The sequence below is a fragment of the Pseudomonas sp. LB1P83 genome, assembly GCF_054897885.1.
The window spans coordinates 552932-576538 of record NZ_CM142709.1 but is presented as its reverse complement, the minus strand read 5'-3'; the positions used below and the strand labels follow the sequence as shown (position 1 = coordinate 576538).

Annotated in this window: 22 protein-coding genes and 1 other RNA gene; 13 read left to right on the top strand and 10 right to left on the bottom strand. The window is 58.1% G+C overall.

Going from position 1 to position 23607, the window contains the following annotated elements:
* Positions 1-63 precede the first annotated feature (63 nt).
* Positions 64-468 carry a ferric iron uptake transcriptional regulator gene (gene fur / locus ACYZTY_RS02490; RefSeq protein ID WP_003197684.1) on the bottom strand — a complete coding sequence of 135 codons (405 nt, stop codon included), beginning with the start codon at positions 466-468 and terminating at the stop codon, positions 64-66.
* Positions 469-565: 97 nt separating this feature from the next.
* Between fur and ACYZTY_RS02485 the strand changes: the two genes are divergently transcribed.
* Positions 566-1093, top strand: coding sequence for an outer membrane protein assembly factor BamE (locus ACYZTY_RS02485; protein ID WP_109627901.1), 528 nt, complete (start codon positions 566-568; stop codon positions 1091-1093).
* Between the two features lie 61 nt (positions 1094-1154).
* Here ACYZTY_RS02485 and ACYZTY_RS02480 read toward each other — a convergent pair whose 3' ends face one another.
* The 3 genes from ACYZTY_RS02480 to ACYZTY_RS02470 are packed head-to-tail and all read right to left on the bottom strand — an operon-like array spanning position 1155 to position 3307.
* Positions 1155-1469, bottom strand: a complete 315-nt coding sequence (locus ACYZTY_RS02480; protein WP_461957172.1) for an RnfH family protein — start codon at positions 1467-1469, stop codon at positions 1155-1157.
* Positions 1462-1896 (bottom strand): type II toxin-antitoxin system RatA family toxin, encoded by a 435-nt coding sequence (locus ACYZTY_RS02475; protein WP_461957171.1) that lies wholly within the window; start codon positions 1894-1896, stop codon positions 1462-1464. Before ACYZTY_RS02475 ends, ACYZTY_RS02480 begins: the two co-directional genes overlap by 8 nt.
* Positions 1897-1903: 7 nt before the next feature.
* Positions 1904-3307: a sodium-dependent transporter gene (locus tag ACYZTY_RS02470; RefSeq protein WP_461957170.1), complete on the bottom strand. Its 1404-nt coding sequence runs from the start codon at positions 3305-3307 to the stop codon at positions 1904-1906.
* Positions 3308-3425: 118 nt separating this feature from the next.
* On the opposite strand from ACYZTY_RS02470, the gene smpB reads away from it, so the two are divergent.
* Complete coding sequence (gene smpB, locus ACYZTY_RS02465) at positions 3426-3908, top strand: SsrA-binding protein SmpB (RefSeq protein ID WP_028623113.1); 483 nt, start codon at positions 3426-3428, stop codon at positions 3906-3908.
* 116 nt (positions 3909-4024) lie between these two features.
* Here smpB and ACYZTY_RS02460 read toward each other — a convergent pair whose 3' ends face one another.
* On the bottom strand, positions 4025-4792 hold the full coding sequence (locus ACYZTY_RS02460; protein ID WP_438657954.1) for a GntR family transcriptional regulator: 768 nt from the start codon (positions 4790-4792) through the stop codon (positions 4025-4027).
* A gap of 262 nt (positions 4793-5054) precedes the next feature.
* Between ACYZTY_RS02460 and ACYZTY_RS02455 the strand changes: the two genes are divergently transcribed.
* The 11 genes from ACYZTY_RS02455 to ACYZTY_RS02405 all read left to right on the top strand — a co-directional run bounded on the left by ACYZTY_RS02455 (position 5055) and on the right by ACYZTY_RS02405 (position 17402).
* The gene (locus tag ACYZTY_RS02455) at positions 5055-6749 is read left to right on the top strand and encodes a lactate permease LctP family transporter (protein ID WP_461957169.1); all 1695 of its coding nucleotides are present in this window, start codon (positions 5055-5057) and stop codon (positions 6747-6749) included.
* 151 nt (positions 6750-6900) lie between these two features.
* The gene (locus ACYZTY_RS02450) at positions 6901-7725 is read left to right on the top strand and encodes a (Fe-S)-binding protein (RefSeq protein ID WP_461957168.1); all 825 of its coding nucleotides are present in this window, start codon (positions 6901-6903) and stop codon (positions 7723-7725) included.
* On the top strand, positions 7722-9176 hold the full coding sequence (locus tag ACYZTY_RS02445) for a LutB/LldF family L-lactate oxidation iron-sulfur protein (protein ID WP_461957167.1): 1455 nt from the start codon (positions 7722-7724) through the stop codon (positions 9174-9176). The genes ACYZTY_RS02450 and ACYZTY_RS02445 overlap by 4 nt, the downstream gene beginning before the upstream one ends.
* The gene (locus tag ACYZTY_RS02440; RefSeq protein ID WP_461957166.1) at positions 9176-9847 is read left to right on the top strand and encodes a LutC/YkgG family protein; all 672 of its coding nucleotides are present in this window, start codon (positions 9176-9178) and stop codon (positions 9845-9847) included. The genes ACYZTY_RS02445 and ACYZTY_RS02440 overlap by 1 nt, the downstream gene beginning before the upstream one ends.
* Positions 9844-12663, top strand: a complete 2820-nt coding sequence (locus tag ACYZTY_RS02435; protein ID WP_461957165.1) for an FAD-binding and (Fe-S)-binding domain-containing protein — start codon at positions 9844-9846, stop codon at positions 12661-12663. The genes ACYZTY_RS02440 and ACYZTY_RS02435 overlap by 4 nt, the downstream gene beginning before the upstream one ends.
* A gap of 118 nt (positions 12664-12781) precedes the next feature.
* A complete protein-coding gene (locus ACYZTY_RS02430; RefSeq protein ID WP_461957164.1) occupies positions 12782-13057 on the top strand; it encodes a hypothetical protein in 276 nt (91 codons plus the stop codon).
* A 414-nt stretch (positions 13058-13471) separates the two neighbouring features.
* Complete coding sequence (locus ACYZTY_RS02425) at positions 13472-13750, top strand: hypothetical protein (RefSeq protein ID WP_461957163.1); 279 nt, start codon at positions 13472-13474, stop codon at positions 13748-13750.
* A 95-nt stretch (positions 13751-13845) separates the two neighbouring features.
* Positions 13846-14243: a transfer-messenger RNA gene (ssrA, locus tag ACYZTY_RS02420) on the top strand.
* Positions 14244-14605: 362 nt separating this feature from the next.
* Positions 14606-15400, top strand: coding sequence for a hypothetical protein (locus ACYZTY_RS02415; protein WP_461957162.1), 795 nt, complete (start codon positions 14606-14608; stop codon positions 15398-15400).
* Entirely contained in the window at positions 15397-16236 is an 840-nt protein-coding gene (locus tag ACYZTY_RS02410) for a DUF4062 domain-containing protein (protein WP_461957161.1), read from the top strand. Before ACYZTY_RS02415 ends, ACYZTY_RS02410 begins: the two co-directional genes overlap by 4 nt.
* 788 nt (positions 16237-17024) lie before the next feature.
* Entirely contained in the window at positions 17025-17402 is a 378-nt protein-coding gene (locus tag ACYZTY_RS02405) for a DUF6124 family protein (RefSeq protein WP_461959238.1), read from the top strand.
* 416 nt (positions 17403-17818) lie between these two features.
* Here the strand turns inward: ACYZTY_RS02405 and ACYZTY_RS02400 are convergent, their stop codons facing one another.
* The 5 genes from ACYZTY_RS02400 to ACYZTY_RS02380 form a co-directional block, all read right to left on the bottom strand.
* Positions 17819-18241: an organic hydroperoxide resistance protein gene (locus tag ACYZTY_RS02400; RefSeq protein ID WP_461957160.1), complete on the bottom strand. Its 423-nt coding sequence runs from the start codon at positions 18239-18241 to the stop codon at positions 17819-17821.
* A 149-nt stretch (positions 18242-18390) separates the two neighbouring features.
* A complete protein-coding gene (gene pelG, locus ACYZTY_RS02395; RefSeq protein WP_461957159.1) occupies positions 18391-19761 on the bottom strand; it encodes an exopolysaccharide Pel transporter PelG in 1371 nt (456 codons plus the stop codon).
* The gene (gene pelF, locus ACYZTY_RS02390) at positions 19762-21276 is read right to left on the bottom strand and encodes a GT4 family glycosyltransferase PelF (protein ID WP_461957158.1); all 1515 of its coding nucleotides are present in this window, start codon (positions 21274-21276) and stop codon (positions 19762-19764) included.
* Positions 21273-22262 carry a tetratricopeptide repeat protein gene (locus ACYZTY_RS02385; protein WP_461957157.1) on the bottom strand — a complete coding sequence of 330 codons (990 nt, stop codon included), beginning with the start codon at positions 22260-22262 and terminating at the stop codon, positions 21273-21275. The genes pelF and ACYZTY_RS02385 overlap by 4 nt, the downstream gene beginning before the upstream one ends.
* Positions 22240-23607: a PelD GGDEF domain-containing protein gene (locus tag ACYZTY_RS02380; RefSeq protein WP_461957156.1), complete on the bottom strand. Its 1368-nt coding sequence runs from the start codon at positions 23605-23607 to the stop codon at positions 22240-22242. The genes ACYZTY_RS02385 and ACYZTY_RS02380 overlap by 23 nt, the downstream gene beginning before the upstream one ends.

The window sequence follows — 23607 nt, the reverse complement described above, 5'->3', positions numbered from 1 at the left end:
GCACGAAGGCGACCCTGGGGTCGCCTTCGCTCGTTTCGCGAATGTGAAATTCGCGCGACATGCTTACTTTTTCTTGCGTACGTACAGCACCAGATTGTGATCCACCATCTCGAAACCGTACTTGTCGACGATGGCTTTCTGCAGGCGCTCGATTTCTTCGTCGAAGAATTCGATCACTTCGCTGGTTTCGACGTTGACCATATGGTCGTGATGCTTGCCGTCATCCAGCTCGAAGACCGCATGGCCTCCGTCGAAGTTGTGCCGCACCACAAGGCCAGCTGCCTCGAACTGAGTCAGTACACGGTAAACCGTGGCCAGACCGACGTCCTCACCAGCTTCCATCAGTGCCTTGTAAACATCCTCGGCACTCATGTGGCGTTGCTCGGCGGAATCGAGCATTTGCAGAATTTTGACCCGTGGCAGGGTCACTTTGAGACCGGCTTTGCGTAGTTCGCTATTTTCAACCATGGTCAGCTTTCTCGCGATGCTGCTTCGCAGCTTCTCTTAATGCGGGTATGATCGGCGTTTACGTTGTCCCAGCCAAGATAGTGGAAGTCGCCCACCGATGCAAAACACCAAGCTCTTGCTAACCAGTTTCACCTTTGTGGGACTGCTCGCACTCGCCGGTTGTTCATTCCCCGGGGTTTACAAAATCGACATCCAGCAGGGCAATGTCGTCACGCAGGACATGATAAACCAGTTACGCCCGGGAATGACCCGTAAGCAAGTACGGTTTATCATGGGCAATCCCCTGTTGACCGACACGTTCCATGCCGATCGCTGGGATTATCTGTACAGCCTGCAACCGGGTGGCGGTGAACGCCAACAGGAACGCATTAGCGTTATCTTCAACCCAAATGATCAGCTTGTCAGCCTCTCTGGTGATTTCATGCCAGGCGTGAGCCGCGACGAAGCCATTCTCGGCAAGGACAGTGGCACAACAGTCACTGCACCGGCAGAAAACGCCGAGAAGCCGAAACCGGAAAAACCGGTCAAGCCAGGTTCGTTGCTGGACCAGATCCAGAAGGACGTAGACGGTGTAGAAACCGTTCCGGTCCCGACGCCAGAACCGCTGGACACCTCGCCGCAATAATTTGCGACGCAATAAAAAACCCGGCATGTCCGGGTTTTTTATTATCTGGCGTTTGGACGACTTACTGATTCCGGGCTTTAGCCTCGGCAGCCTTGGCGGCACGCAGCCGACGAACTTCTTTCGGATCCGCCAACAATGGCCGGTAAATCTCAAGGCGATCACCTGCCTGAACAGGACGACTGACCGGGTCAGCGATCACTTTACCGAAGATCCCCACCGGGCAATCGGCCAGATCCAGTTCCGCAAAGGCCTCGCCGACGCCCGACTTCAGCAAAGCCGCCCGCACAGTCGTTCCTGCCGGCACCGTCACCGAGAGAAGCACCTGACGATCGACAGCGGCGTACACCACCTCGACATCAATCATCGACTCAACCATGCATTTGCTTGGCGCGCTGGCAAAACGCGTCCACCAGCGTATTCGCAGCCTGATTGAACAACGGCCCCAAGGTCGCGCGAATAATCGGCCCGGCATAATCGAACGACAGGTCCAGACTGATCTTGCAGGCCTTTTCGCCCAACGACTTGAACGTCCAGACGCCATGCAACTGATTGAACGGGCCCTCTTCAAGGTTCATCTCGATCGATTGCCCGGGCACCAGCGTGTTGCGCGTTACGAAATGCTGGCTGAGACCGCCCTTGGCCACGCCTACGCTAGCGCGCATATGCTCAGGCGTGCTTTCCAGCACTTCGGCGGTCGAACACCACGGCAGAAATTCCGGGTAACGCGCCACGTCGTTGACCAGGTCATAAAGCGCTTGCGCCGGGTATGGCAGCAGAGCCGAACGTTGAATGTGTGTCGTCATGTCAGCGTCACTTCCACAGCTGTGCGGCAAACACTACGAGAATGCCGAGGGGCGCCACATAGCGCATCAAGAACAAGGAGAGAGCGAACCACGCAGGGTTGCGGATCGACAACTCGTCGCGTACCGCTTCACGCCCCATCACCCAACCCGCAAACACCACGAAACACAAACCACCGAGTGGCAACATGATCCGCGAAGTGAAGAAATCGATCACGCCAAAGAAGTCCAGGCCACCGGCCGCCCCCCATTGATAGAGATGGAACAGCCCGCCTTCGTTCACGAAAAACTTGGCTTCCTTCCAGATATTGAAGGAAAACACCGTGCCCAGACCGACAAACCAGCAGATAAACGCCAGCCAGAAAGTCACCCAGGCGCGGCTGACTTTCGTGCGCTCAACCAGGTAAGCCACCATCGGCTCAAGCAGGGAAATCGCCGAACTCCAGGCAGCCACCGCGACCAGCACGAAGAACACTACGCCCATCAACTGGCCGAACGCTACGTTACCAAAGGCAAATGGCAGGCTGACGAACATCAGGCCCGGGCCTTCGCTCGGGTTCAGGCCCGCGGCAAACACAATCGGAAACAATGCCAGACCGGCCACCAGCGAAACGAAGGTATCGAGCAGCGCCACGCCGACCACGGTGCCCGAGATCGAGGAATGCTTGGGCATGTAAGCGCCGTAAATCATGATCGACCCAACGCCCACGCTCAGGGAGAAAAAGGCGTGCCCCATGGCTGGCAACAAGCCGTCGAGGACTTTTTCCGGGTGAAAGTCGAACATGAAATGCACGCCTTCCATGAAATGCCCGGTGGTCATGCTGTAGCCGAGCAGCACCAGAATCATCACGAAGAGCAGTGGCATCATGATCCGCAAGCTGCGTTCAAGCCCGGCGACCACGCCCTTGGCGATGACCACGGCAGACAGCAGCATGAAAATCGTGTGCCAAAGTGTCAGGCGCCATGGATCGGCGATCACATTGCCAAAGTACGCACCAACCTGATCAGGCGTTGCCCCCTGGAAGTCGCCACGGCCCATGTCGATGATGTAATCCAGCGACCAGCCGCCGACCACGCTATAGAAAGACAGGATCAGCAACGCCGTGATCATCCCGGCGAATGCGCCCCAGGACCACTTGCCCGAATGCCCCGCCTCCACCGCCAGCACCTTCAAGGCGTTGGCCGGGCTCTGCCGCGCGCGGCGGCCGATCAGGGTTTCGGCCAGCATGACCGGCACACCGATCAGTGCGATACAGGCCAGGAACATCAGCACGAAGGCGCCGCCGCCGTAGACACCGACCATGTACGGGAATTTCCAGATACTACCCAGGCCCACGGCCGAACCGGTCGCGGCGAGTATGAAGACCCAGCGGCTAGCCCAACTGCCGTGGACAGAAACCTTGTCTGTCGACATCGTTATCACGCCCAAGCGTTCAAAAAAGAGGGCGCATTGTCCGGGATTCAATCAACCTGCTCAAGCACGTAGCGATACCGTAGCCGACTCGCGTGCAACTCCCTATAATGCCGCCCCTATGGCTAAACAGAAGAAACACCCAACAGGGACCATCGCGCAGAACAAAAAGGCGCGACACGATTACTTCATCGAACATCGGTTCGAGGCTGGTCTGGTCCTGGCCGGCTGGGAAGTAAAAAGTCTGCGGGCAAGCAAGCTGCAACTGGTTGACAGTTACGTGCTGCTCAAGGATGGCGAAGCCTGGTTGCTCGGCAGTCACATTACGCCGCTGATGACCGCCAGCACTCACGTCATCGCTGATCCGACCCGCACCCGAAAGTTGCTGCTCAACCGCCGCGAGCTGGAAAAACTCGCCGCCGCCGTGCAGCAAAAAGGTTACGCCTGCGTGTGCCTGTCCTGGTATTGGAGCAAGCACATGGTCAAGTGCGAGATCGCACTGGGCAAGGGTAAGAAGGAATACGACAAGCGCGATACCGAGCGCGAACGCGACGCCGGTCGTGAGTTGCAGCGTGCGGTACGCAATAAGGGCAAGGAAGATTGATTCTTTCGCCTTGAGGCCCCCTTCGCGGGCAAGCCTCGCTCCTACAGGATCGGGTGATCTGTAGGAGCGAGGCTTGCCCGCGAATGCAATCGCACGAACGATACAAATCTAACTGACTACATCCCCTTGCGCCGCTCCGCCCGGGCCATGCGCTGCACTTCCTGACGCACTTCTTCCAGCACTTCCTGCACATACAAGATGTGTCGGCTGGAGACTTCCCGCGCCTGCTCGGCCCTTCCCTCGATAATCGCCATGTACAACTCCCGGTGCTGCGTAATCAGCATGTCGCGGGTTTCCGTGCGTTGCTTGTACATGCCGCCAATGTTGGTCACCACGTTGCGTTTGAGCAGATCGAACAACCCACGAATGGTGTGCAGCAGCACTGCGTTGTGACTGGCTTCGGCAATCGCCAAATGAAATTTTGCGTCCGCCGCGCCCTCTTCCGCCCGGCTCACTTCGTCATGACGCGTATAGCAGTCCTGTAACTCATTGAAGGCTGCCGTCAATCGCTCACGATCGACATCCGTGGCGCGCAGTGCCGCGTAATAGGCGCAGGACGCTTCCAGCGTATGGCGAAATTCCAGCAGATCACGCTGGGCTTCGGGGTTGCTTTCCAATAAGTGCAACAGCGGATCGCTGAAAGTCGAACCCAGTGACTCCACCACATAATTGCCACCGCCCTGGCGACTGACCAACAAGCCCTTGGCCGCCAGTTTCTGGATTGCCTCGCGCAACGAAGGGCGTGACACGCCGAACTGCTCGGCCAACGCGCGTTCGGCCGGCAAGCGCTCGCCAGACTTCAACGTGCCTTCGAGGATCATCCCCTCGAGCTGCTCGACAATATCGTCAGACAAACGGCGCTGACGAATCTGATCAAACCCCATAACTCAATTCTCCACGGTCCCGACGGCTCGCCGGGCTCTCTATTCTGGCCTATCGGCGCTGTGCCAGCACCTACCAGACGGCATTTGTTAAGGCGGATCAAACGCACGCCACGGCGCTTATTCGACAAAAGTTTTAGGGCGACAAATTGACACACCGCCTACAAGGCTTTTACCCTAGCCAACAGCGATTGTAAATTGGTATTACCAATTATCCAAGAACGCTGACCAGTGCCTGACCAACAACAATTAGGGGCCACCCCATATGCAAACCTGGCAACAGCTCTATACCCCGCTCGGCAGCCTTGGCGTTTCCGCGCTCGCGGCCGTTATCCCCATCGTGTTTTTCTTCCTGGCGTTGGCGGTGTTCCGCCTCAAAGGGCACGTGGCCGGCAGCATCACGCTGGCGCTGTCGATTGCCGTGGCGATCTTTGCCTTCCAGATGCCGGTCGATATGGCCTTCGCCGCCGCAGGCTATGGCTTCGCCTACGGCCTGTGGCCCATCGCCTGGATCATTGTCGCGGCGGTGTTCCTCTACAAACTGACGGTCAAGAGTGGCCAGTTCGAAGTTATCCGCAGCTCGGTGTTGTCGATCACCGACGACCAGCGTTTGCAGGTTCTGCTGATCGGTTTCTGCTTCGGTGCGTTCCTGGAAGGTGCAGCCGGTTTCGGTGCGCCGGTAGCGATTACCGCCGCATTGCTGGTAGGACTGGGCTTCAACCCGCTGTACGCCGCCGGCCTGTGCCTGATTGCCAACACCGCGCCGGTAGCCTTCGGTGCCTTGGGGATTCCGATCATCGTGGCCGGGCAAGTGACCGGCATCGACGCGTTCAAGATCGGCGCCATGACCGGCCGCCAACTGCCGTTGCTGTCGCTGTTCGTGCCATTCTGGCTGGTGTTCATGATGGATGGCCTGCGCGGCGTTCGGGAGACCTGGCCTGCTGCACTGGTGGCTGGCTTGAGCTTTGCCATCACCCAATATTTCACGTCGAACTTCATCGGCCCTGAGCTGCCGGACATCACCTCGGCGCTGGCCAGCCTGATCTCCCTGACGCTGTTCCTGAAAGTCTGGCAGCCAAAACGCGCCGCCGGCCAACACATCGCTGGCGCCGTCTCGGCGTCCGTGGTGACCGCCAGCGCCGGTGGTTTCGGCCAACCGCGCACCAGCGTGGCGTCGCCTTACAGCCTGTTCGAAATCGTCAAAGCCTGGTCGCCGTTCCTGATCCTCACCGTGCTGGTCACTATCTGGACCCTGAAACCGTTCAAGGCCATGTTCGCCGCCGGCGGTTCGATGTACAGCTGGGTGTTCAACTTTGCCATCCCGCACCTGGATCAAATGGTGATCAAGGTCGCTCCGATCGTGACCGCGCCGACCGCCATCCCGGCGGTGTTCAAACTCGATCCGATTTCCGCGACCGGCACGGCGATTTTCTTCTCCGCCCTGATCTCGATGCTGGTGCTGAAGATCAATATCAAAACTGGTCTGACCACTTTGAGAGAGACCTTTTACGAGCTGCGCTGGCCGATTCTGTCGATCGGCATGGTCTTGGCGTTCGCCTTTGTCACCAACTACTCGGGCATGTCTTCGACCATGGCGCTGGTATTGGCAGGCACCGGTGCAGCATTCCCGTTCTTCTCACCATTCCTCGGCTGGCTGGGCGTGTTCCTGACCGGTTCCGATACGTCGTCCAACGCGCTGTTCAGTTCGTTGCAAGCGACTACCGCACACCAGATCGGCGTGAGCGATGTGCTGTTGGTTGCGGCAAACACCAGCGGCGGCGTGACCGGCAAGATGATCTCGCCTCAATCGATCGCCGTGGCCTGCGCCGCGACCGGTCTGGTGGGTAAGGAATCGGACCTGTTCCGCTTCACCCTAAAGCACAGCCTGTTCTTCGCAACGATTGTCGGCCTGATTACCTACATCCAGGCCTATTGGCTCACCGGCATGTTGGTGCACTAAGTCCTACACGCTAAAACGCAAAAACCGACGCCGGACCACGATTCCGGCGTCAGCTATTCACAACCCGGTCTGTAAGGCTGCTGAAAGCTTCCCTCTCTATATTCAGCGGCCTCAGCGGACGGATAACCGGGCCCACCCGGAGACACGCCTGATGAGCGAGCTTTTTTACAACGCCGTGCCGAACGCGACCCGTGTCGCCCCGCCACTGCCCGAGCCTCGGCAATACCCCAGCGAGAAACCGTCACGGGTCTACCTGTTCGGGACCTGCGTGGTGGATTTGTTCTACCCCGAAGCCGGGATGGACGCGATCCACTTGCTGGAACGCGAAGGCATCCGTGTCGAATACCCGCAAGGGCAAAGCTGCTGCGGGCAACCGGCTTACACCTCGGGTTACACCGAGCAGGCAAGGACCGTGGCGCGCTCGCAGTTGGCGCTGTTCGCCGGGGATTATCCGGTGGTGGTGCCGTCGGGATCGTGTGCCGGGATGTTGCGTGAACACTACGCCGACTTGTTCAAGGACGAGCCGCAAACGTTGAAGCAAGTCCAGGCGCTTGCCGCCCGGACTTATGAACTGGCCGAGTTCCTGTTGTTTGTCTGCAAAGTGCAGCTCAAGGACAGCGGCACACCAGTCAAAGTGGCGCTTCACACGTCGTGCTCGGCACGCCGTGAAATGAATACCCACCTGCACGGTCGCGAGCTGTTGTCGCAACTGAGCAACGTGGAGCGAGTCGACCACAGCCACGAAAGTGAATGCTGTGGCTTCGGTGGGACTTTCAGCGTCCGTATGCCAGACATTTCCGGCGCGATGGTGGCTGACAAGACCCGGTCGTTGAAGGAATCCGGCGCGCACCAGGTACTGAGTGCCGATTGCGGTTGCCTGATGAACATCAACGGCTCACTGGAGAAACAGAAGGAAGCGCTACGCGGTCAACACCTGGCCAGTTTCCTTTGGCAGCGAACCGGAGGTGTTCTATGAACGCTTCCGCGATTATTCCTACGGTTGCCGTGGAAGAAGATTTTCGCACCAGGGCCCACAAGGCATTGGGTGACAAGCAGCTGCGAAGCAACTTTCGCACTGCGATGGATTCACTGATGACAAAACGGGCAGCGTCCTTCAGCGATGCCCATGAAAGAGAACATTTGCGAGTGCTGGGCAACGCTGTCCGCGCCCGTGCTTTATCCAAGTTGCCCGACCTGCTCGAACAGCTTGAACAGAACCTGACCCGCAACGGTGTGACAGTGCACTGGGCGGAAACGGTGGACGAAGCCAATGGCATCGTCCTCTCGATCATCCGCGCTCACGAGGGGCGGCAAGTGATCAAGGGCAAATCGATGGTCAGCGAAGAGATGGAGATGAATCACTTCCTCGCTGACCGGGGCATTGAATGCCTGGAATCGGACATGGGCGAGTACATCGTCCAGCTCGACCACGAGAAGCCTTCACACATTATTATGCCGGCGATCCACAAGAATGCCGGTCAGGTCGCGTCCTTGTTCCACGACAAACTTGGCGTGGAGTACACCAAGGACGTTGACCAACTCATTCAGATCGGTCGCAAAGTCTTGCGACAGAAATTCTTCGAAGCGGACATCGGCGTCTCCGGCGTCAACTTCGCCGTGGCCGAAACCGGCACCCTGCTGCTGGTGGAAAACGAAGGCAACGGGCGCATGACCACCACGGTGCCGCCGGTGCACATCGCCGTCACCGGTATCGAAAAAGTCGTGGAAAACCTGCGCGACGTGGTGCCGCTCCTGTCGCTGCTGACGCGCTCGGCCCTCGGCCAGCCGATCACCACCTACGTCAACATGATCTCCGGCCCGCGCAAGGAACATGAACTCGACGGCCCCCAGGAAGTGCATCTGGTCCTGCTCGACAACGGTCGCAGCCAGGCCTTTGCCGACAGCGAATTGCGCCAGACCCTGAACTGCATTCGCTGCGGCGCCTGTATGAATCATTGCCCGGTCTACACCCGAATCGGCGGCCACGCCTATGGGGAGGTTTACCCCGGGCCTATCGGAAAAATCATCACCCCGCACATGGTCGGCCTGGCAAACGTCCCGGACCATCCGAGCGCGTCGTCGTTGTGCGGCGCTTGCGGTGAAGTCTGCCCGGTAAAAATTCCTATCCCGGCACTGCTGCGTCGCCTACGGGAAGAGAACGTCAAGGCGCCGGACAGCCCGCATCAAGTCATGCGCGGCCAGGGCAGCAAATACTCGCGCAAAGAACGTTTTATCTGGAACGCCTGGGCTAGGCTCAACAGTTCGCCGACGCTGTATCGTCTGTTCGGCTTTTTCGCTACGCGCTTGCGCGCCCTTGCGCCAAGCAACGTCGGCCCCTGGACGCAAAACCATAGCGCACCGCAACCCGCTGCCCGCTCACTGCATGACATGGCCCGCGAGCATCTGGCCAAACAGGGAGACCGTTGATGAGCGCCAAGCAAAACATCCTCGCCAAGTTACGGAAAAGTCTGATCGGCACAACACCGGTGCCTGACGCGTTCGACGTCGAATTGGTGACGGCACCTTACACCTACACCGCCGAGCAACGAATCACGCAACTGCGCAAACTGATGGAAGCGGTGCACACCGAAATCCATCTGACGTCAGGCGAAAGCTGGCCGGAACTGCTCGCGCAATTGCTGCGAGATCGCCAGTTGCCGAGCCTGTTGATTGCGCCGACTACACCTCACGGGCAACGCGTCACACAGCACTGGGCGAACAATCCTGATCTGCCGACACTCAAGTCCTACGACCGCCCGGTTGAAGAATGGAAAGCCGAGCTGTTCCACGACACCCCGGCCAGCCTGACCACTACCCTCGGCGCCATCGCGGCCACGGGTAGTCTGATTCTCTGGCCGACGCGGGAAGAACCGCGCCTGATGAGCCTGGTACCGCCGGTGCATTTCGCCCTGCTCAAGGCCAGTGAGATCCGCGACAACTTCTATCAGGTACAGCAGGAATTTGAATGGGCTCAGGGCATGCCGACTAACGCGTTGCTGGTCTCCGGCCCGTCGAAAACCGCTGACATCGAGCAAGTCCTTGCCTACGGCGCACACGGTCCGAAAGACCTGGTGGTTTTGATCCTGGAGGACCAATGACTCTACCGGCGGCTTTCCTGCGAGATGCGCAGCAACTGATTCCCCAAGAGCGACGTTTCGACGACCCCTTGTCGACTTTGGCCTTCGGCACCGACGCCAGTTTCTATCGGCTGATTCCGAAACTGGTGATCAGTGTCGAGTCCGAAGATGAAGTGGTCGCGCTGCTCAAACTGGCGCAACGGGATCAAGTCCCGGTGACCTTCCGCGCGGCCGGCACCAGTCTTTCCGGCCAGGCCATCAGCGATTCAGTGCTGATCGTGCTTGGGGATAACTGGAACGGTCGCGAGATCCGCGGCCAAGGCACGCAAATCCGCCTGCAACCCGGCGTGATCGGCGCACAGGCCAACGCGTGGCTGGCGCCGTTCGGGCGCAAGATCGGCCCGGACCCGGCCTCGATCAATGCCTGCAAAATCGGCGGCATCGTGGCCAACAACGCCAGCGGCATGTGCTGCGGCACGGCGCAGAATACCTATCATACGCTGGCCGGCATTCGTCTGGTGCTGGCCGACGGCAGCCGTCTCGATACCGAGGATGCGGCGAGCGTCACGGCGTTTCGCCAGAGTCATGCCTCACTGCTCGAACGTCTGGCGACCTTGGGCCGCGAGACCCGCGCCAATGCCGAACTGGCTGCCAGAATCCGCCATAAATACCGTCTGAAAAATACCACCGGCCTGTCACTCAATGCACTGGTGGATTTCGACGAGCCTGTGGATATCTTGAGCCACTTGCTGGTGGGTTCCGAAGGCACGCTCGGCTTCATCAGCGCGGTGACCTACGACACCGTGATCGACCACCCGAACAAAGCCTCGGCGCTGATCGTGTTCCCGGATGTGGAAACCTGCTGCAACGCCGTAACTGCGCTGAAAAGCCAACCGGTGTCGGCCGTCGAACTGCTGGACCGTCGCAGCCTGCGTTCGGTGCAGGACAAACCCGGCATGCCGGCTTTCGTACAACAGTTGTCGAACAATGCCTGCGCGTTGCTGATTGAATCCCGCGCTGCATCGTCCACTTTGCTACAGGAGCAACTGGCGCAGATCATGGCGTCGTTGACTTCGTTCCCTGTGGAAAAACAGGTCGACTTCACTGAAGACCCGGTCGAAAACGCCCGACTCTGGGCAATCCGCAAGGACACCTTCCCCGCCGTCGGTGCGGTGCGCAAAACCGGCACCACGGTGATCATCGAAGACGTAACCTTCCCGGTGGAACAACTCGCCATCGGTGTGAACCGTCTGATCGAGCTGTTCGACAAACATCACTACGACGAAGCGATCCTTTTCGGACACGCGCTGGAAGGCAATCTGCACTTCGTCTTCACCCAAGGCTTCAACAACCCGGAAGAAGTCGCACGCTACCAGGCGTTCATGGACGACGTGGCGCAGTTGGTGGCGGTGGAGTTCGGCGGTTCGCTGAAGGCCGAACACGGCACCGGCCGCAACATGGCGCCCTTCGTCGAGCTGGAATGGGGCAGCGATGCCTATCAGCTGATGTGGCAACTCAAGCGCCTGCTCGATCCCAACGGCATTCTCAACCCGGACGTGGTGCTCAGCGAGGATCCGCAGATCCACCTCAAGCACCTGAAACCGCTGCCGGCCGCTGACGAGATTGTGGATAAGTGCATCGAGTGCGGTTTTTGCGAACCGGTCTGCCCGTCGAAAGGCCTGACCCTGAGCCCGCGCCAGCGCATCGTGATCTGGCGGGATATCCAGGCGAAGAAACGCGCAGGCGTCGACACCTCCGAACTTGAAGCCGCCTACGAATACCAGGGCATCGACACCTGCGCCGCCACAGGGTTATGTGCGCAACGCTGTCCTGTAGGCATCAATACCGGCGAGCTGGTGAAAAAGCTTCGCGGTCGCAAGGCGACGCATACGAAAACCGCCAACTGGCTGGAAGGAAATTTCGCCACCGCGTTGCAAGGTGCACGTTTCACCCTGCATGTGGCCAATGGCGCGCGGATGCTCCTGGGCGCACCACGCCTGGCGAAGCTGTCGGCGACGTTGACCAAGTTGTCCAAAGGCCAGGTCCCGCAATGGACCAACGCCATGCCGCAGCCGGAAAAAGCCATTCGCTTCAGCCCGGTCGTATCGGATGAGCGCCCTCGCGTGGTCTATCTCGCGGCGTGTGTCTCGCGGGTGATGGGCCCGGCGGCGGGTGATAAAGAGCAGATGTCGCTGCACGACAAAACCCGTGGGCTGCTGGAAAAAGCCGGCTACCAGGTAGTCTTTCCCGACAACCAGGACAGCCTTTGCTGCGGTCAGCCATTTGCATCAAAAGGTTACGCCGAACAGGCCGAACACAAACGCCAGGAACTGATCGGCGCGTTGCTGCACGCCAGTCGCGGCGGGCTCGATCCGATTTATTGCGACACCAGCCCGTGCACGTTGCGGCTGGTTCAGGATTTGGGCGAAGTTCGACTGGACCTTTACGACCCGGTGCGTTTCATCCGTACGCATTTGATGGATCGCCTGGATTTCACACCGCAGGAAGCGCCAATTGCGGTGCATGTCACCTGCAGCACCCAGCACCTTGGCGAGAGCCAGGCGCTGATCGATCTGGCGCGCAAATGCAGCAAAAACGTGGTCATTCCCGAGGGCATCCATTGTTGTGGTTTTGCCGGCGACAAGGGTTTCACCACGCCGGAGTTGAACGCTCATTCTTTAAGAACGTTGAAGGATGCGGTGCAGCAGTGCAGCGAGGGGATTTCGACCAGTCGCACCTGTGAGATCGGGCTGACGCAACACGGCGGAATTGATTACCACGGACTGGTCTACTTGGTGGATCGGGTAACGCAGGCGAGGGTCATGCAAGAAAAATAGAACCCTGATGCGCTGCCGTAGTCCACAGAATAAGCCCGGACAAACCGGGCTTTACCCAAACTCGGCAGCCCGTCCTGACGGCCAGCGAAGCCTGGACCCTCAGTTCAAGGAGATACACATGAAACGTTCTGTACTGTTAGGTCTGTTCGTTACTGTCTCGCTGATGGCGTCCACCTCGTTTGCCGCCGAAGACCTCTGTGCGGTCAACTTGAAAACCATCGAAAATGCCAAGGCACAGATTCCTCCGGAGATGACTGAACAGGTGGCGGCCTCCGTCAAGAAAGCCAAAGCCGATCACGCATTGGGCACCAAGAAAGGGACTGAAGATTGCATCGCTGAGACTAACCAGACCATGCAGGAACTTCAGAAGTTAAGTGACGGTGGCAAACAATAGTCCCCGCAAAGGCCAACCTTCGGGTTGGCCTTCTACCCCCTCTGGCGCCACCCAACACGAACAAACCAAAACTCGCCAATTGCGGGTTTTGTTGCATCTGGAGATAGGTCATGTGTTAGCCGCCCGCATCGCGGGGAAAGAACTCGACACCATGCCTGAATCAGCGGGAGCCACGCGCCCCACAGAAGCGAGGCCCTGGAAAAGCCCACCAGCTAATAGAGGCAACTGGCGCACCTGTTTACTGCCATTACTTCTATAAGGCAGTTTTTTAATAGCCTTTTTTGCAAAAACCGAATTCTTGCGCAATGCCGCAGTCTTTTAAGTACGCCCCATAAATTGTGGCTTGCTTTCCGACCTCGGCCGAGCCGCCCACCCATACGGCAGCACCGAGACCATCAGTTCAAGGAGATACCCATGAAACGTACCGCACTCGCTGGTATTTTCATCTCTGCTGCAATGTTGGCCTCCCCCGTATTTGCTGCGGACAACGACCTTTGTACGAGCAAGCTGCAGGAACTCAAAAACAAAGTGAGTTCACTGCCAGCGAGCTCCAGCAACGCCACAATGGAGATCAAAAGATTGATGGCCAGCGCCGAAGCGTCCAAAGCCTCCGGGGACGACAAAAAATGCGTCACCGAGGCCACTCAGGCATCGTCACTCGCTGACCAACAGCGCAACCAACCCACCCCATAATCTGTGGTGGGCCAACCTCGGGTTGGCCTTCTCTCGCGTGTTGGCGTACACTGCACAGGCTTGTTGCTCACCATGATTCACAGAGCAACAGGCACGGGGCCGTTTAGGATTCGACGCCGGTCGCGAAACTTTAGGTGCATGCCGAGTTGGTAACAGAACTCGTAAATCCACTGTTGCAACTACTTATAGTTGCCAATGACGAAACCTACGGCCAGGAATTCTCTCTCGCTGCGTAAGCAGCTTTAGATCCTGAGCTTCTGGTACCTTCGGGTCCAGCAATCACCAGGGGATGTCTGTAAACCCAAAGTGATTGTCATATAGAACAGAATCGCCGTGCAGTACGTTGTGGACGAAGCGGCTAAAACTTACACAACTCGCCCAAAGCACCCTGCCCTTCGGGTCGCTGAGGGTTAACTTAATAGAAACGGCTACGCATGTAGTACCGACAGCGGAGTACTGGCGGACGGGGGTTCAAATCCCCCCGGCTCCACCAAATACGAAGCAAGACAAAACCCGCCAAGTGCGGGTTTTGTTGCATCTGGGGGTTGGTGATGTGTGGGTCCGCCCATGTCCCTGTGAAATTCTCAACGCCGCGCACAACCCCACGGCCAGCGCAAAACCTGTAGGAGCGAGGCTTGCCCGCGAAGAGGCCGGTCCTGCTGCTAGCAAGATTTGGGCGGATTGAGCGTTAAGCTCATGTGCTTCGAAGTAGGCTCAGGTTTCGCACAAACCGATTGCGTGATTAGGCCAGACGAGAAATACGTCCCCTTTCTTTGAACGTTCTCAGGTGGGGCTAGCCGGCAGTGCAACGATCTAGGTATCGTTCTATCCCGTCAAAATAAGCAGGGATGCACTGTGTTCTGGAAGAAAGACAAATCGATTCGCGTCGAGTTAGTAACCCCCATTACCCTAGTAGCTCAAAATCCTCTCGTAAATCCGCCGGAAAAAACTGCTCACAAGCAAACACCCGAGCTGAAGAGATCCGAAGCCAACACTGACTTGGCATTCAAACTCATCAATTACGCCGGCATTGGCCTTCAAGCTGCACTCGTGGTGTATGGCTACTCCCTTCTCGTTGGCTACTACAATGGCTTCGGTATCGATACCAACGAAATTGCGTTGAGTACACCTAACCTGCTTCTTTATGGCTACATAAGCCTGTTCTCCGGCGCTCTGACAGCAGCAAATTACGTCCCAATCATCGGCCCAGGCATTCTTGCCTTTTGCTTCATCGCAGTTGCGGCAGCTTTTGTCGTGCTTGTAGTCAAGAATGCAAAAGCAGATACCGTTATCGGCCTTGCGTGCTGGATTGGTTTCCTGATTTTCATGGCCTTTTTTGCCCCAGCGATGGGTGTCCAACAGGGCGTAAAAATGAGCAAGGCTGATATGAAGGGCTTTACTCCTCAGGAGCTCAGTAGGGGCTTTGACAAGCAACACTCTCTCATCACTGATAAGGGCACGAAACTGACAGGCACACTCATCTTGGCTGACGGAAAAAGCACATTTCTTCTGGTAGAAAAAACCGTGTACAAAGTAGACAGTGGCAGCGGTCGTGTACTGCGGGAGACCCTCCTGTCTGCTAAGCCAGACCCGACTCCATCATCAAAGCTTGAGAGTCGGAAAAGTGAGAGAGCAGAGGATGTTCAATGAGCTATACCGCTGAAACCTTCAATGTGATGATCGCGTCTCCAGGTGATGTTGCTTCCGAACGAGCAATTATTCGTGACGTCATCTATGAGTGGAATGCGGTCAACTCAAGCTTGAGGAAGATTGTTCTACTACCTATTGGATGGGAGTCACATTCATCTCCTGAGATGGGTGCCCCGCCGCAAGCAATTATCAACAAACAAATCGTTGAGAACTGCGATCTACTTGTAGGGGTATTCTGGACGCGAATCGGTACCGCCACTGATGGCTATGCGAGCGGCACCGTCGAGGAATTGGAAAGGCATATCGAATCTGGAAAACCCGCAATGCTTTATTTCTCTTCTCAACCTGTGGCCATGGATATGGTCGACTTGGAGCAGGTGGCAAGCGTTAAAAAATTCAAAGCTGATTGCCAACGCAGAGGGCTGTACGAAAGCTATGACAGTCATGCTGACTTTAAAACGAAGCTCTACCGCCAGCTGCAATTGAAGGTAAATCAACACCCCCTATTTTACAGATCTGAAAATCCGCACGTTACAGAACTAGTTGAGTCCAAAACGGAAATTCCCGAACTGACAGCCGAAGCTCGGGTTTTGTTGAAGCAAGCGAGTCAGGATCCGCATGGAATCATCATGTATCTCCGTCACCTGAACGGCACCAATGTGCAGACAAATGGCAAAAACCTCGTTGGCAGTCGGGACCGGCGCGAAATTGCAAAGTGGGAGCATGCCCTCGAAGATTTGCGCGCTAAAGGATTGGTCGTTGCACGAGGTGACAAAGGGGAGATGAACGAGCTCACAAATCTTGGCTTTCAGATCGCTGACATGATCGAGCTGTAATCCCAAAAACCTACCAGATCTGTGAAGACCAATAAAACTGGGAATAAAATAGCCAAGTTCAAATCCCCCCGGCTCCGCCAAATACGAAGCAAGACAAAACCCGCCAAGTGCGGGTTTTGTTGCATCTGGGGGTTGGTGATTTGTGGTTAAACACAACCAGACCTATGCTGGCGATTTACCCGCAAGGATGCCGCCATAAAATTCAAAGTACTGATTGCCGCGTTGACCCTTTCCCTGACGTCCGGTTGTGCGCACTACAACGACCGCACCACTGACACCAACAAGACAGGGCCGATCGCCTGTGATGTCGAGCTCAAAAATCAGGCTGGCTGCTTTACGAGGCAATCGAAAGGCTGGAATTGGGGTGGATTGAAGTTTGGGGTTGGGGCTTCGAACTAGACTCGGGGCTCGCAGAAACCGCTGACTTTGGAAGCATCTTTTAAACAAAAGATCTCGTTCTGGTCCTACAGACGCCGTGATTCTTGGGGATGTTTCCGACAGGTTCCGGCGGTTGTCGGGTAGGAAGGTGAGTGGATAGGCTTTGTGGGTCGCTGCACATCAGCGATCGGGTGTGGAAACCCGAAGATAAACAAACATGTCCCTCATGGCATACTGTGGCGCTTTTTTTCGGCCGTAGGTTCAAGTTATGGCGGCTGTGCGTGGGAGGCCTTCGGGTCTGCCGGGTTTTGTCCGTTTATCTCGGTTTTTCCACCCCGCGCACAGTTGCCACCCATTCGAGTGGAATCGGAAGAGTGGCAGCTCCAAAGACTTAAATGGACGATCTTGCGATGATTAAAGAAACACCAAACCCGCCCGCCCCGGACGACGTTTCCCCCTACGAATCCATCGATTCAAAAAAACTCCACGACGCCGCCGACCGCGCGCTCGATCACTACCTCAATCCCTCCGCCCTGAAATCCCCTGTATCCCGCAAGCCGAGCACGATGTTTCTCGTTGCGCCGGACATCAAGGACGAGGACCTGCTCGCCCATACCTGTGAATCGTTAGCCCAGGCCAGTGTGATGGCGGGTGATTTTGCGGGGTATCTGGAAGGTCCGCATAGGCATACGGCGATGGCGATTCAGCAGATTGTGATGCTGGCGGAACTGGCGGTGAATCGGATGCTGGATAACGTTGTGGTGCCGAAATCTGCGCCACGCAGTTGATCCCCTGTGGGAGCGAGCATGCTCGTGATGGCGGTGTGTCAGTCGACATCCAGGTTGAATGAACAATCGCTATCGCGAGCAGGCTCACTCCCACACTGGATTTTTGTCGCACACAGATTTTGTGTTCGCTGGAGATCACCTGTAGGAGTGAGCCGGCTCCGGGCGGCGTTCCGACGATGGCGGTGTGTCAGTCGACATCCAGGTAGAATGAACAATCGCTATCGCGAGCAGGCTCACTCCCACACTGGATTTTTGTCGCACACAGATTTTGTGTTCGCTGGAGATCACCTGTAGGAGTGAGCCGGCTCCGGGCGGCGTTCCGACGATGGCGGTGTGTCAGTCGACATCCAGGTAGAATGAACAATCGCTATCGCGAGCAGGCTCGCTCCCACATTAGTCTGGTGGGTGACTGGGGTTTAAAGCACTTTCAAATCCACCGACACATGCCCCCGCGTCATCCGCGAATACGGGCAGATCTGATGCGCAGCCTCCGCCAGTTCCCGCTTCACACCCTCCTCCAGCCCGGGAATGTTGACGTTCAACCTGACCGCCAGCTGAAAGTCCCCGCTACCGATCTTGCCCAAATCCACCTCGGCATCCACCGATGTGTCTTCCGGTAGTTTGATTTTCAACTTACCCGCCGCCACCTGTATCGCACCGATGAAACAAGCGGAATAACCCAGTGCAAACAGTTGCTCCGGATTGGTGCCGGGTTTACCCGATCCCGGCGAGCTGAATTTGACATCAAGCTCCCCATCGCTGGATTTGCCAGTGCCTGTGCGGCCGCCGACGGTGTGGGTTTTGGCGGTGTATAGAACGGTTTCCAGTGCAGTGCTCATGATCGTGACTCCTGGTGGGAAGCAACAGATGATGGGGCCGGGAGTTCAAGCCTAGCAGCGCAACCCAGACTCACAAGTGACGTCAGTCGGACGAAAAAAAGGCACTGAGCGAAAACCGCCAGTGCCTTTTTTCACGTCTGAAAGAACGATCAGCGAGACAACATAAACGTGTCGTACTCCAGATCTTCCAGCGCCGTTGAAAGCCTGTGTAAACCCAGCAATACACAGATCAGCAACGACAGCGTAAACCCATACCCGAAGAAGCTTGGCCCCAGGTACATGCTGAACAGCGTCAACATGGCGTTCAACACCGCAAACAGCACGCACAGCTCCAGCACCACAGTACGTTTGTCGAGGTAGAAGAACACATTGAGCAACGCCATGAACACCACCTGAATACTCACGCCGATCACGTCGATGTAGAACAGCGGCAGGTAATAACTGGAGATGCCCAGCCACTCCAGCAGGCGCGGTGCGAACAGGAACAGCAGCACCGCCGTCAGCCCCTGCACCTTGCAGATTTCCAGCAAACCCTGACGGATCGACAAGGTCATTTCGGTTTTCAGCTGCCCGATGTGTTGCAGGGTTTCGCCTTCGCGGATCGCCCGGAACAGGCGGTCGTACCACTCGGCGAAATCAGTCTCGATGCGCACCAGAAACACCGCCATGCCGGGGATGATCGCCAGGTACGCGAGGAAGATCGGCAAGTCGTAAAGGATCGAGGCGCGCAGCGGGCCGACGATTTCGTTGGAGGTGCCGGGGTTGAACCAGAACAGGAATTTGTCGATCCAGATGCCCAGGTTGTAGAAAAAACCGGTGGCCAGCAGGCTGAGGAAAACGTTGCGACGATCGAGGAAATCGAAGGCGATCAGTTTCTCGGCACGGTACTCGCGCAGGATGTCGTAGAGGAACAGAAACAGCAGCGTGCTGTGCCCGATCAGCAACGCCAGCAGCAAGCCCGGCATCTGCAAAAAGCTCAGCACGTAGGCACTTGCGACCATCAGCGTATAACCCACCAGCATCACCAGCAGAATGCGGTTATAGGCTTTCATCCCTGAGAGGAAGATGATCACCAGCCACAAATTGCACAGCACCACGAAGTTCGCCAACACCAGCACGCGGTAAATCAGCGGCTCATCGAACAACAAGCCCAGCACGACGATCCCCAACAACCCGGCGCCGAGGGTGACCAGCAACAACACCCCCAACAAGTTGGGCAGGATCTGATCGTACTTGTGCTCGAACAAGCGGTCGGACACGAAGCGGGTGAAGAACAACTGCAAGCCGCCGGTCAGGATCAACGAGGTGGCCATCAGGTACGTCACCGTCACCAGGAACTGCCCGACCAGCATGTTCGGCAGCAGCAAGCCGATGCTGATGATGCCCACCAGCATCACGCTGATGATCGACAATACCCACGGCCCGGAGCTGATCAGCCCGGCGTAGACGTAGGCGTGCAAGGTCGCCGTGTAGGAATCGCGCGAAAGGATTTTTCGCAGTTCAAAGCCAATACCGGCCATTCAGCTGTTCTCCATGGCGGCTTGATACAGGTCGCGGTAACGCTGCAGCATCAAGGCTTCGGTGTAATAACGAGTGACCCGCAACAAACCGCTGGCCTGGGCGGCCTGCCAGCGTCGCGGGCTGCGCAACAGTTCAAGGATCGCGGCGCTCGTGGCTTGTGGATCGGCAATCGCCACCACTTTGCCGGCGTGCCCCAGGTCTCGGTCTTCGGCGCTGCCACCTTCGATCAACTCGCGGCACGAACCCACGTCGCTGCTGACCACCGGCGTACCGGCGGCCCAGGCTTCGAGGATCACCAACGGCTGCGCTTCACTGATCGAGGTCAGCACCATCAGGCCGAGTTTAGGCAGGATGTCCTGAATGCGCTGGAAGCCGAGGAAATGCACCTTGCCTTCCAGGCCCAGACTGGCCATCAGGCTGCGGCATTCGCTGACGTATTCCGGGTCTTCCTCTTCGGGGCCGACGATCCAGCCTTCGGCTTGCGGCATGGCGCTGATCACGCCGCGCATCGCCCGCAGAAAGGTTTTCACGTCCTTGATCGGCACCACACGCCCGATCAAACCGACCACGGGCGCAATCCCGTGAGCGCGGGATTCCAGCGCCGCGGTCCACACCGGCAGGTCGATGCCATTCGGAATGACTTGGGTGCGGGCCGCGAGGGCGCCGTCCTTGATCTGCCGCTGACGGTTGCCGTCGTAGAGCGCGATGATGTTGTCGGCGCTGTTGTACGTCAGCTGGCCGATGCGCTCGAAGAAACGCACCCACAACGTGCGGATGTAACCCGAGCCGGCGTCGAGGCTGCGGTTCAGCGCCTGGCCGGAACTCTCGGCGATCCAGCTGGCCTGGGCCAGGTCGATCTTGCGTTCCTTGGTGTAGATCCCGTGTTCACTGAGCAGGTAGGTGCAGTTCCAGCGTTGCTTGAGGATGCATCCCAGAAAGCCCGCATACCCGGTGGAAATCGAATGCAGCACCCGTGCTTTCGGCATGCGTTGCGCGGCTTCGGCGAGCATCAGCAACGGCGACTGCATCGCGCGCAGGGTCCAGAAATAATTGACGAAGGACGGGTCGGCGCAATGCTGCCGATAGCCTTCGCTCAACGACTCCCAACTGGCACGGCTGCGCAGCACATCGTCGAGGGTCATGCGGCCCTGGGCGATGCAATCGAGCAAGCGTTCGCCCAGCGCCCGGTCTGGCGCATCCGGGTGATGCAGGAAGCGATACAAGTCCTGCAACTGCTGTTCATCGGCCTCGCGGGGCACCAGCAGGGAATCGGCCGGATGCGTCGCATCTTCGAGGAACACTTCTTCGATGTGCAGCACGTTCGCCGGCACTTCGTAACGCCGGGTCGGATAGGCCTGACGCTGGCCGCCGATGAACATCACCGAAAAGGTCAGTTCCGGCAGGCCGAGGATCATCTGGTGAATCCAGCTGGAAACGCCGCCGCGCACGTATGGCCAGGTGCCTTCGAGCAGCAGACAGATGTCGGCAACCGGTGCCTGTTCCTTGTGACTCATGTCCAGCTCCTGACCAATGCGGCGAACGGCGGCCGCTGACGGGTTTCCTCGGGAAGGCGTGCGAGCAGTGCGGGAATTTCGTGGTACCGGCCGGCCTCGAACGCCAGTTCGGCGCGAAACGGCAGCACTTGTGCCGCGCCCATGCCGTTTTCCTGAGCCTGACTCAGCAGCACCTCGGCACGCTCGACGTCGCCACGCTCCAGCGCGATGCGCCCAGCCAGCAGCACCAACTCACCGCCCTCGCCCGCGGCCAGGCCAAGCTCGGCATGTTCGCTGGCTTGATTGAGCACGTGGTCGAGCACACTGCCTTGGGCCAGGCCCAGATACGCCAGCTCCCAATACCAGCGCGCCAGCCTGCCGTGCAGCGCACCCGCCGCTTTGGCGCTGGCATCGACCAGTTCGCCAAGCGCGATCTGGATGTGCAGGTTGATGTCGCTTTCCTGCTTGTCGAGCATCGAATACGCCAGCAGCCGCACATCGTCACTCGGGTCAGCGAGAGCCAGTTTGAGGATCGGCACCGCTTCTTTGCCGGGCATGCGCCGAGTGGCCAACAACGCGGCCAGACGCTGATCCGGATCCGGCGCATGACGCAACACGTCCTGCAAACCGCCATCGGCAAAGATCGGCGAGTGCAATTGCGACTGTGCCCGAAACGGCAGTTTCGGGATGCCCACCGCTTGCCACGCTTGCTTGTCGCGTTTACGCGGCAGGTACAGCGCCGGGAAGATCGCTGCTACCACACCGACCGCGCCGAGCACCGGCACGAAGAACGCCAGGCTGAAAATAAACAGCGGGCTCCACGGCAGCGGCGAACGGTAGCGCGCCGGCAGCAACAGCCACACGGCCGCGCACAACATCACGCAGGCCAGGCCATGGCTGAGGGTGAACACCAGCAATTGTTGTAACTCGGGCGCCGCGAGCCACAAACTGGCCCAACTGCCCGCCTCTAACAACAAGGCTCCGCTAAACAGCCACTTGCTGATCATTCAGGCCACACTCGTTGAACAGGAAATTACGCAGCCCGTTGCGTTCACAGCCAGGCTCCAGGTTAAACGGCAATACCCGGACGCCAAGGCTGTCGAGGCTGCTTTCAATGCCAAAGTGTTCGTGCAGCATCAGGTTCATCCGCGCCAGATAACCTTCGGTGCCTTGCGGACTGGTCAACGGCAATAGCACCAGCAACAGCTGATGATCGCGGTTGTTACGCAGCGGCAATTGCAGATCGAGGCCACGCTGGCTGCGTTCGAACAGACGCGACAGCTCATCGTTGGGACGGGTTATTTCGAAGGCGAAAAGACCGGCCGCCAGTTTGTGTTGCTCGACGTCCACCAGCGAACGCTTGAGTTGCAGCGTGAACTGCTGCGCATCGGCGTCGGCCAATTGCAGCACTTGCGGGTCGCGGCGCAGCAGGTCGGCGATGTGCCCGGCGAGCAACGCCAGCAAGCTCAAGGTACGATCCTGAAAAGCGAAGAACGGCATCTGCCGCACCGCCAGAATCGCCAGCAAACGCCCCTCGGCATCGATCAGCGGAATGCAGGCCTGCAACGACGAGAACTGCGCCGAGCTGCCGGCATCAATCAGTTCCTGACGTACGCTGACCAGTTCGCCACGCTCCAGGCACAGCTTGACCAGACCGTCTTCAGTGCCCAAAGGCCCCATGACGCCGATGGTCGCCAAGGCTTCGGGCAACACGTTCTCTTCGCGCTCATCGACGCGGTACAGCCCGGCCACGCGCAACGTGCCGTACTGTCCCAGCATGGCCACGATCGGATCCGCCAGTGCGGCCAGTGCATCGCCTTCGTCAGGCATCACTCGGAGCTTTTCGCGCAAGCCCAGCAACGAACTGCGCAAGCTCTGATCGCTGCCCGCCACGCGCTGTTCCAGCAGGTCGTGGGAGACCCGCAAAATCTGGTGCGCACGGGTGAATTCGTCGAGCCGATACTGGCGGTAATCGTTGGCCATCTGCAGACGCTGCAAGCGCCGTTCCCACAGATCGCGAACCTCGCCCACCAGCATGCCGCTGACCAGTACGCCGACAATGAAGGACGGATCGAGCTGGGCGTAGGCTTCATGCCCGATGTAACGCAGTGCAAACAGTGCCGCCACCAACAGGCTGGCGCTGAGCAAGCCGCGCACGAAACCGTAGCGCACGCCTAACAACAACGGCGCCAGCACCGGCCAGGGAAAACCGGCGTGCATTTGCAGCGGGTCTTCGGGGGCCAGCCACAAGCCGAGGCCGATGGCTGCGCCGGTGACCAACAGCGTTTCCAGCCAAGACACCGGGCCGCTGGCACGCGGCGCGAGGCTGTAATCCATGTGAGGAGAATTCAT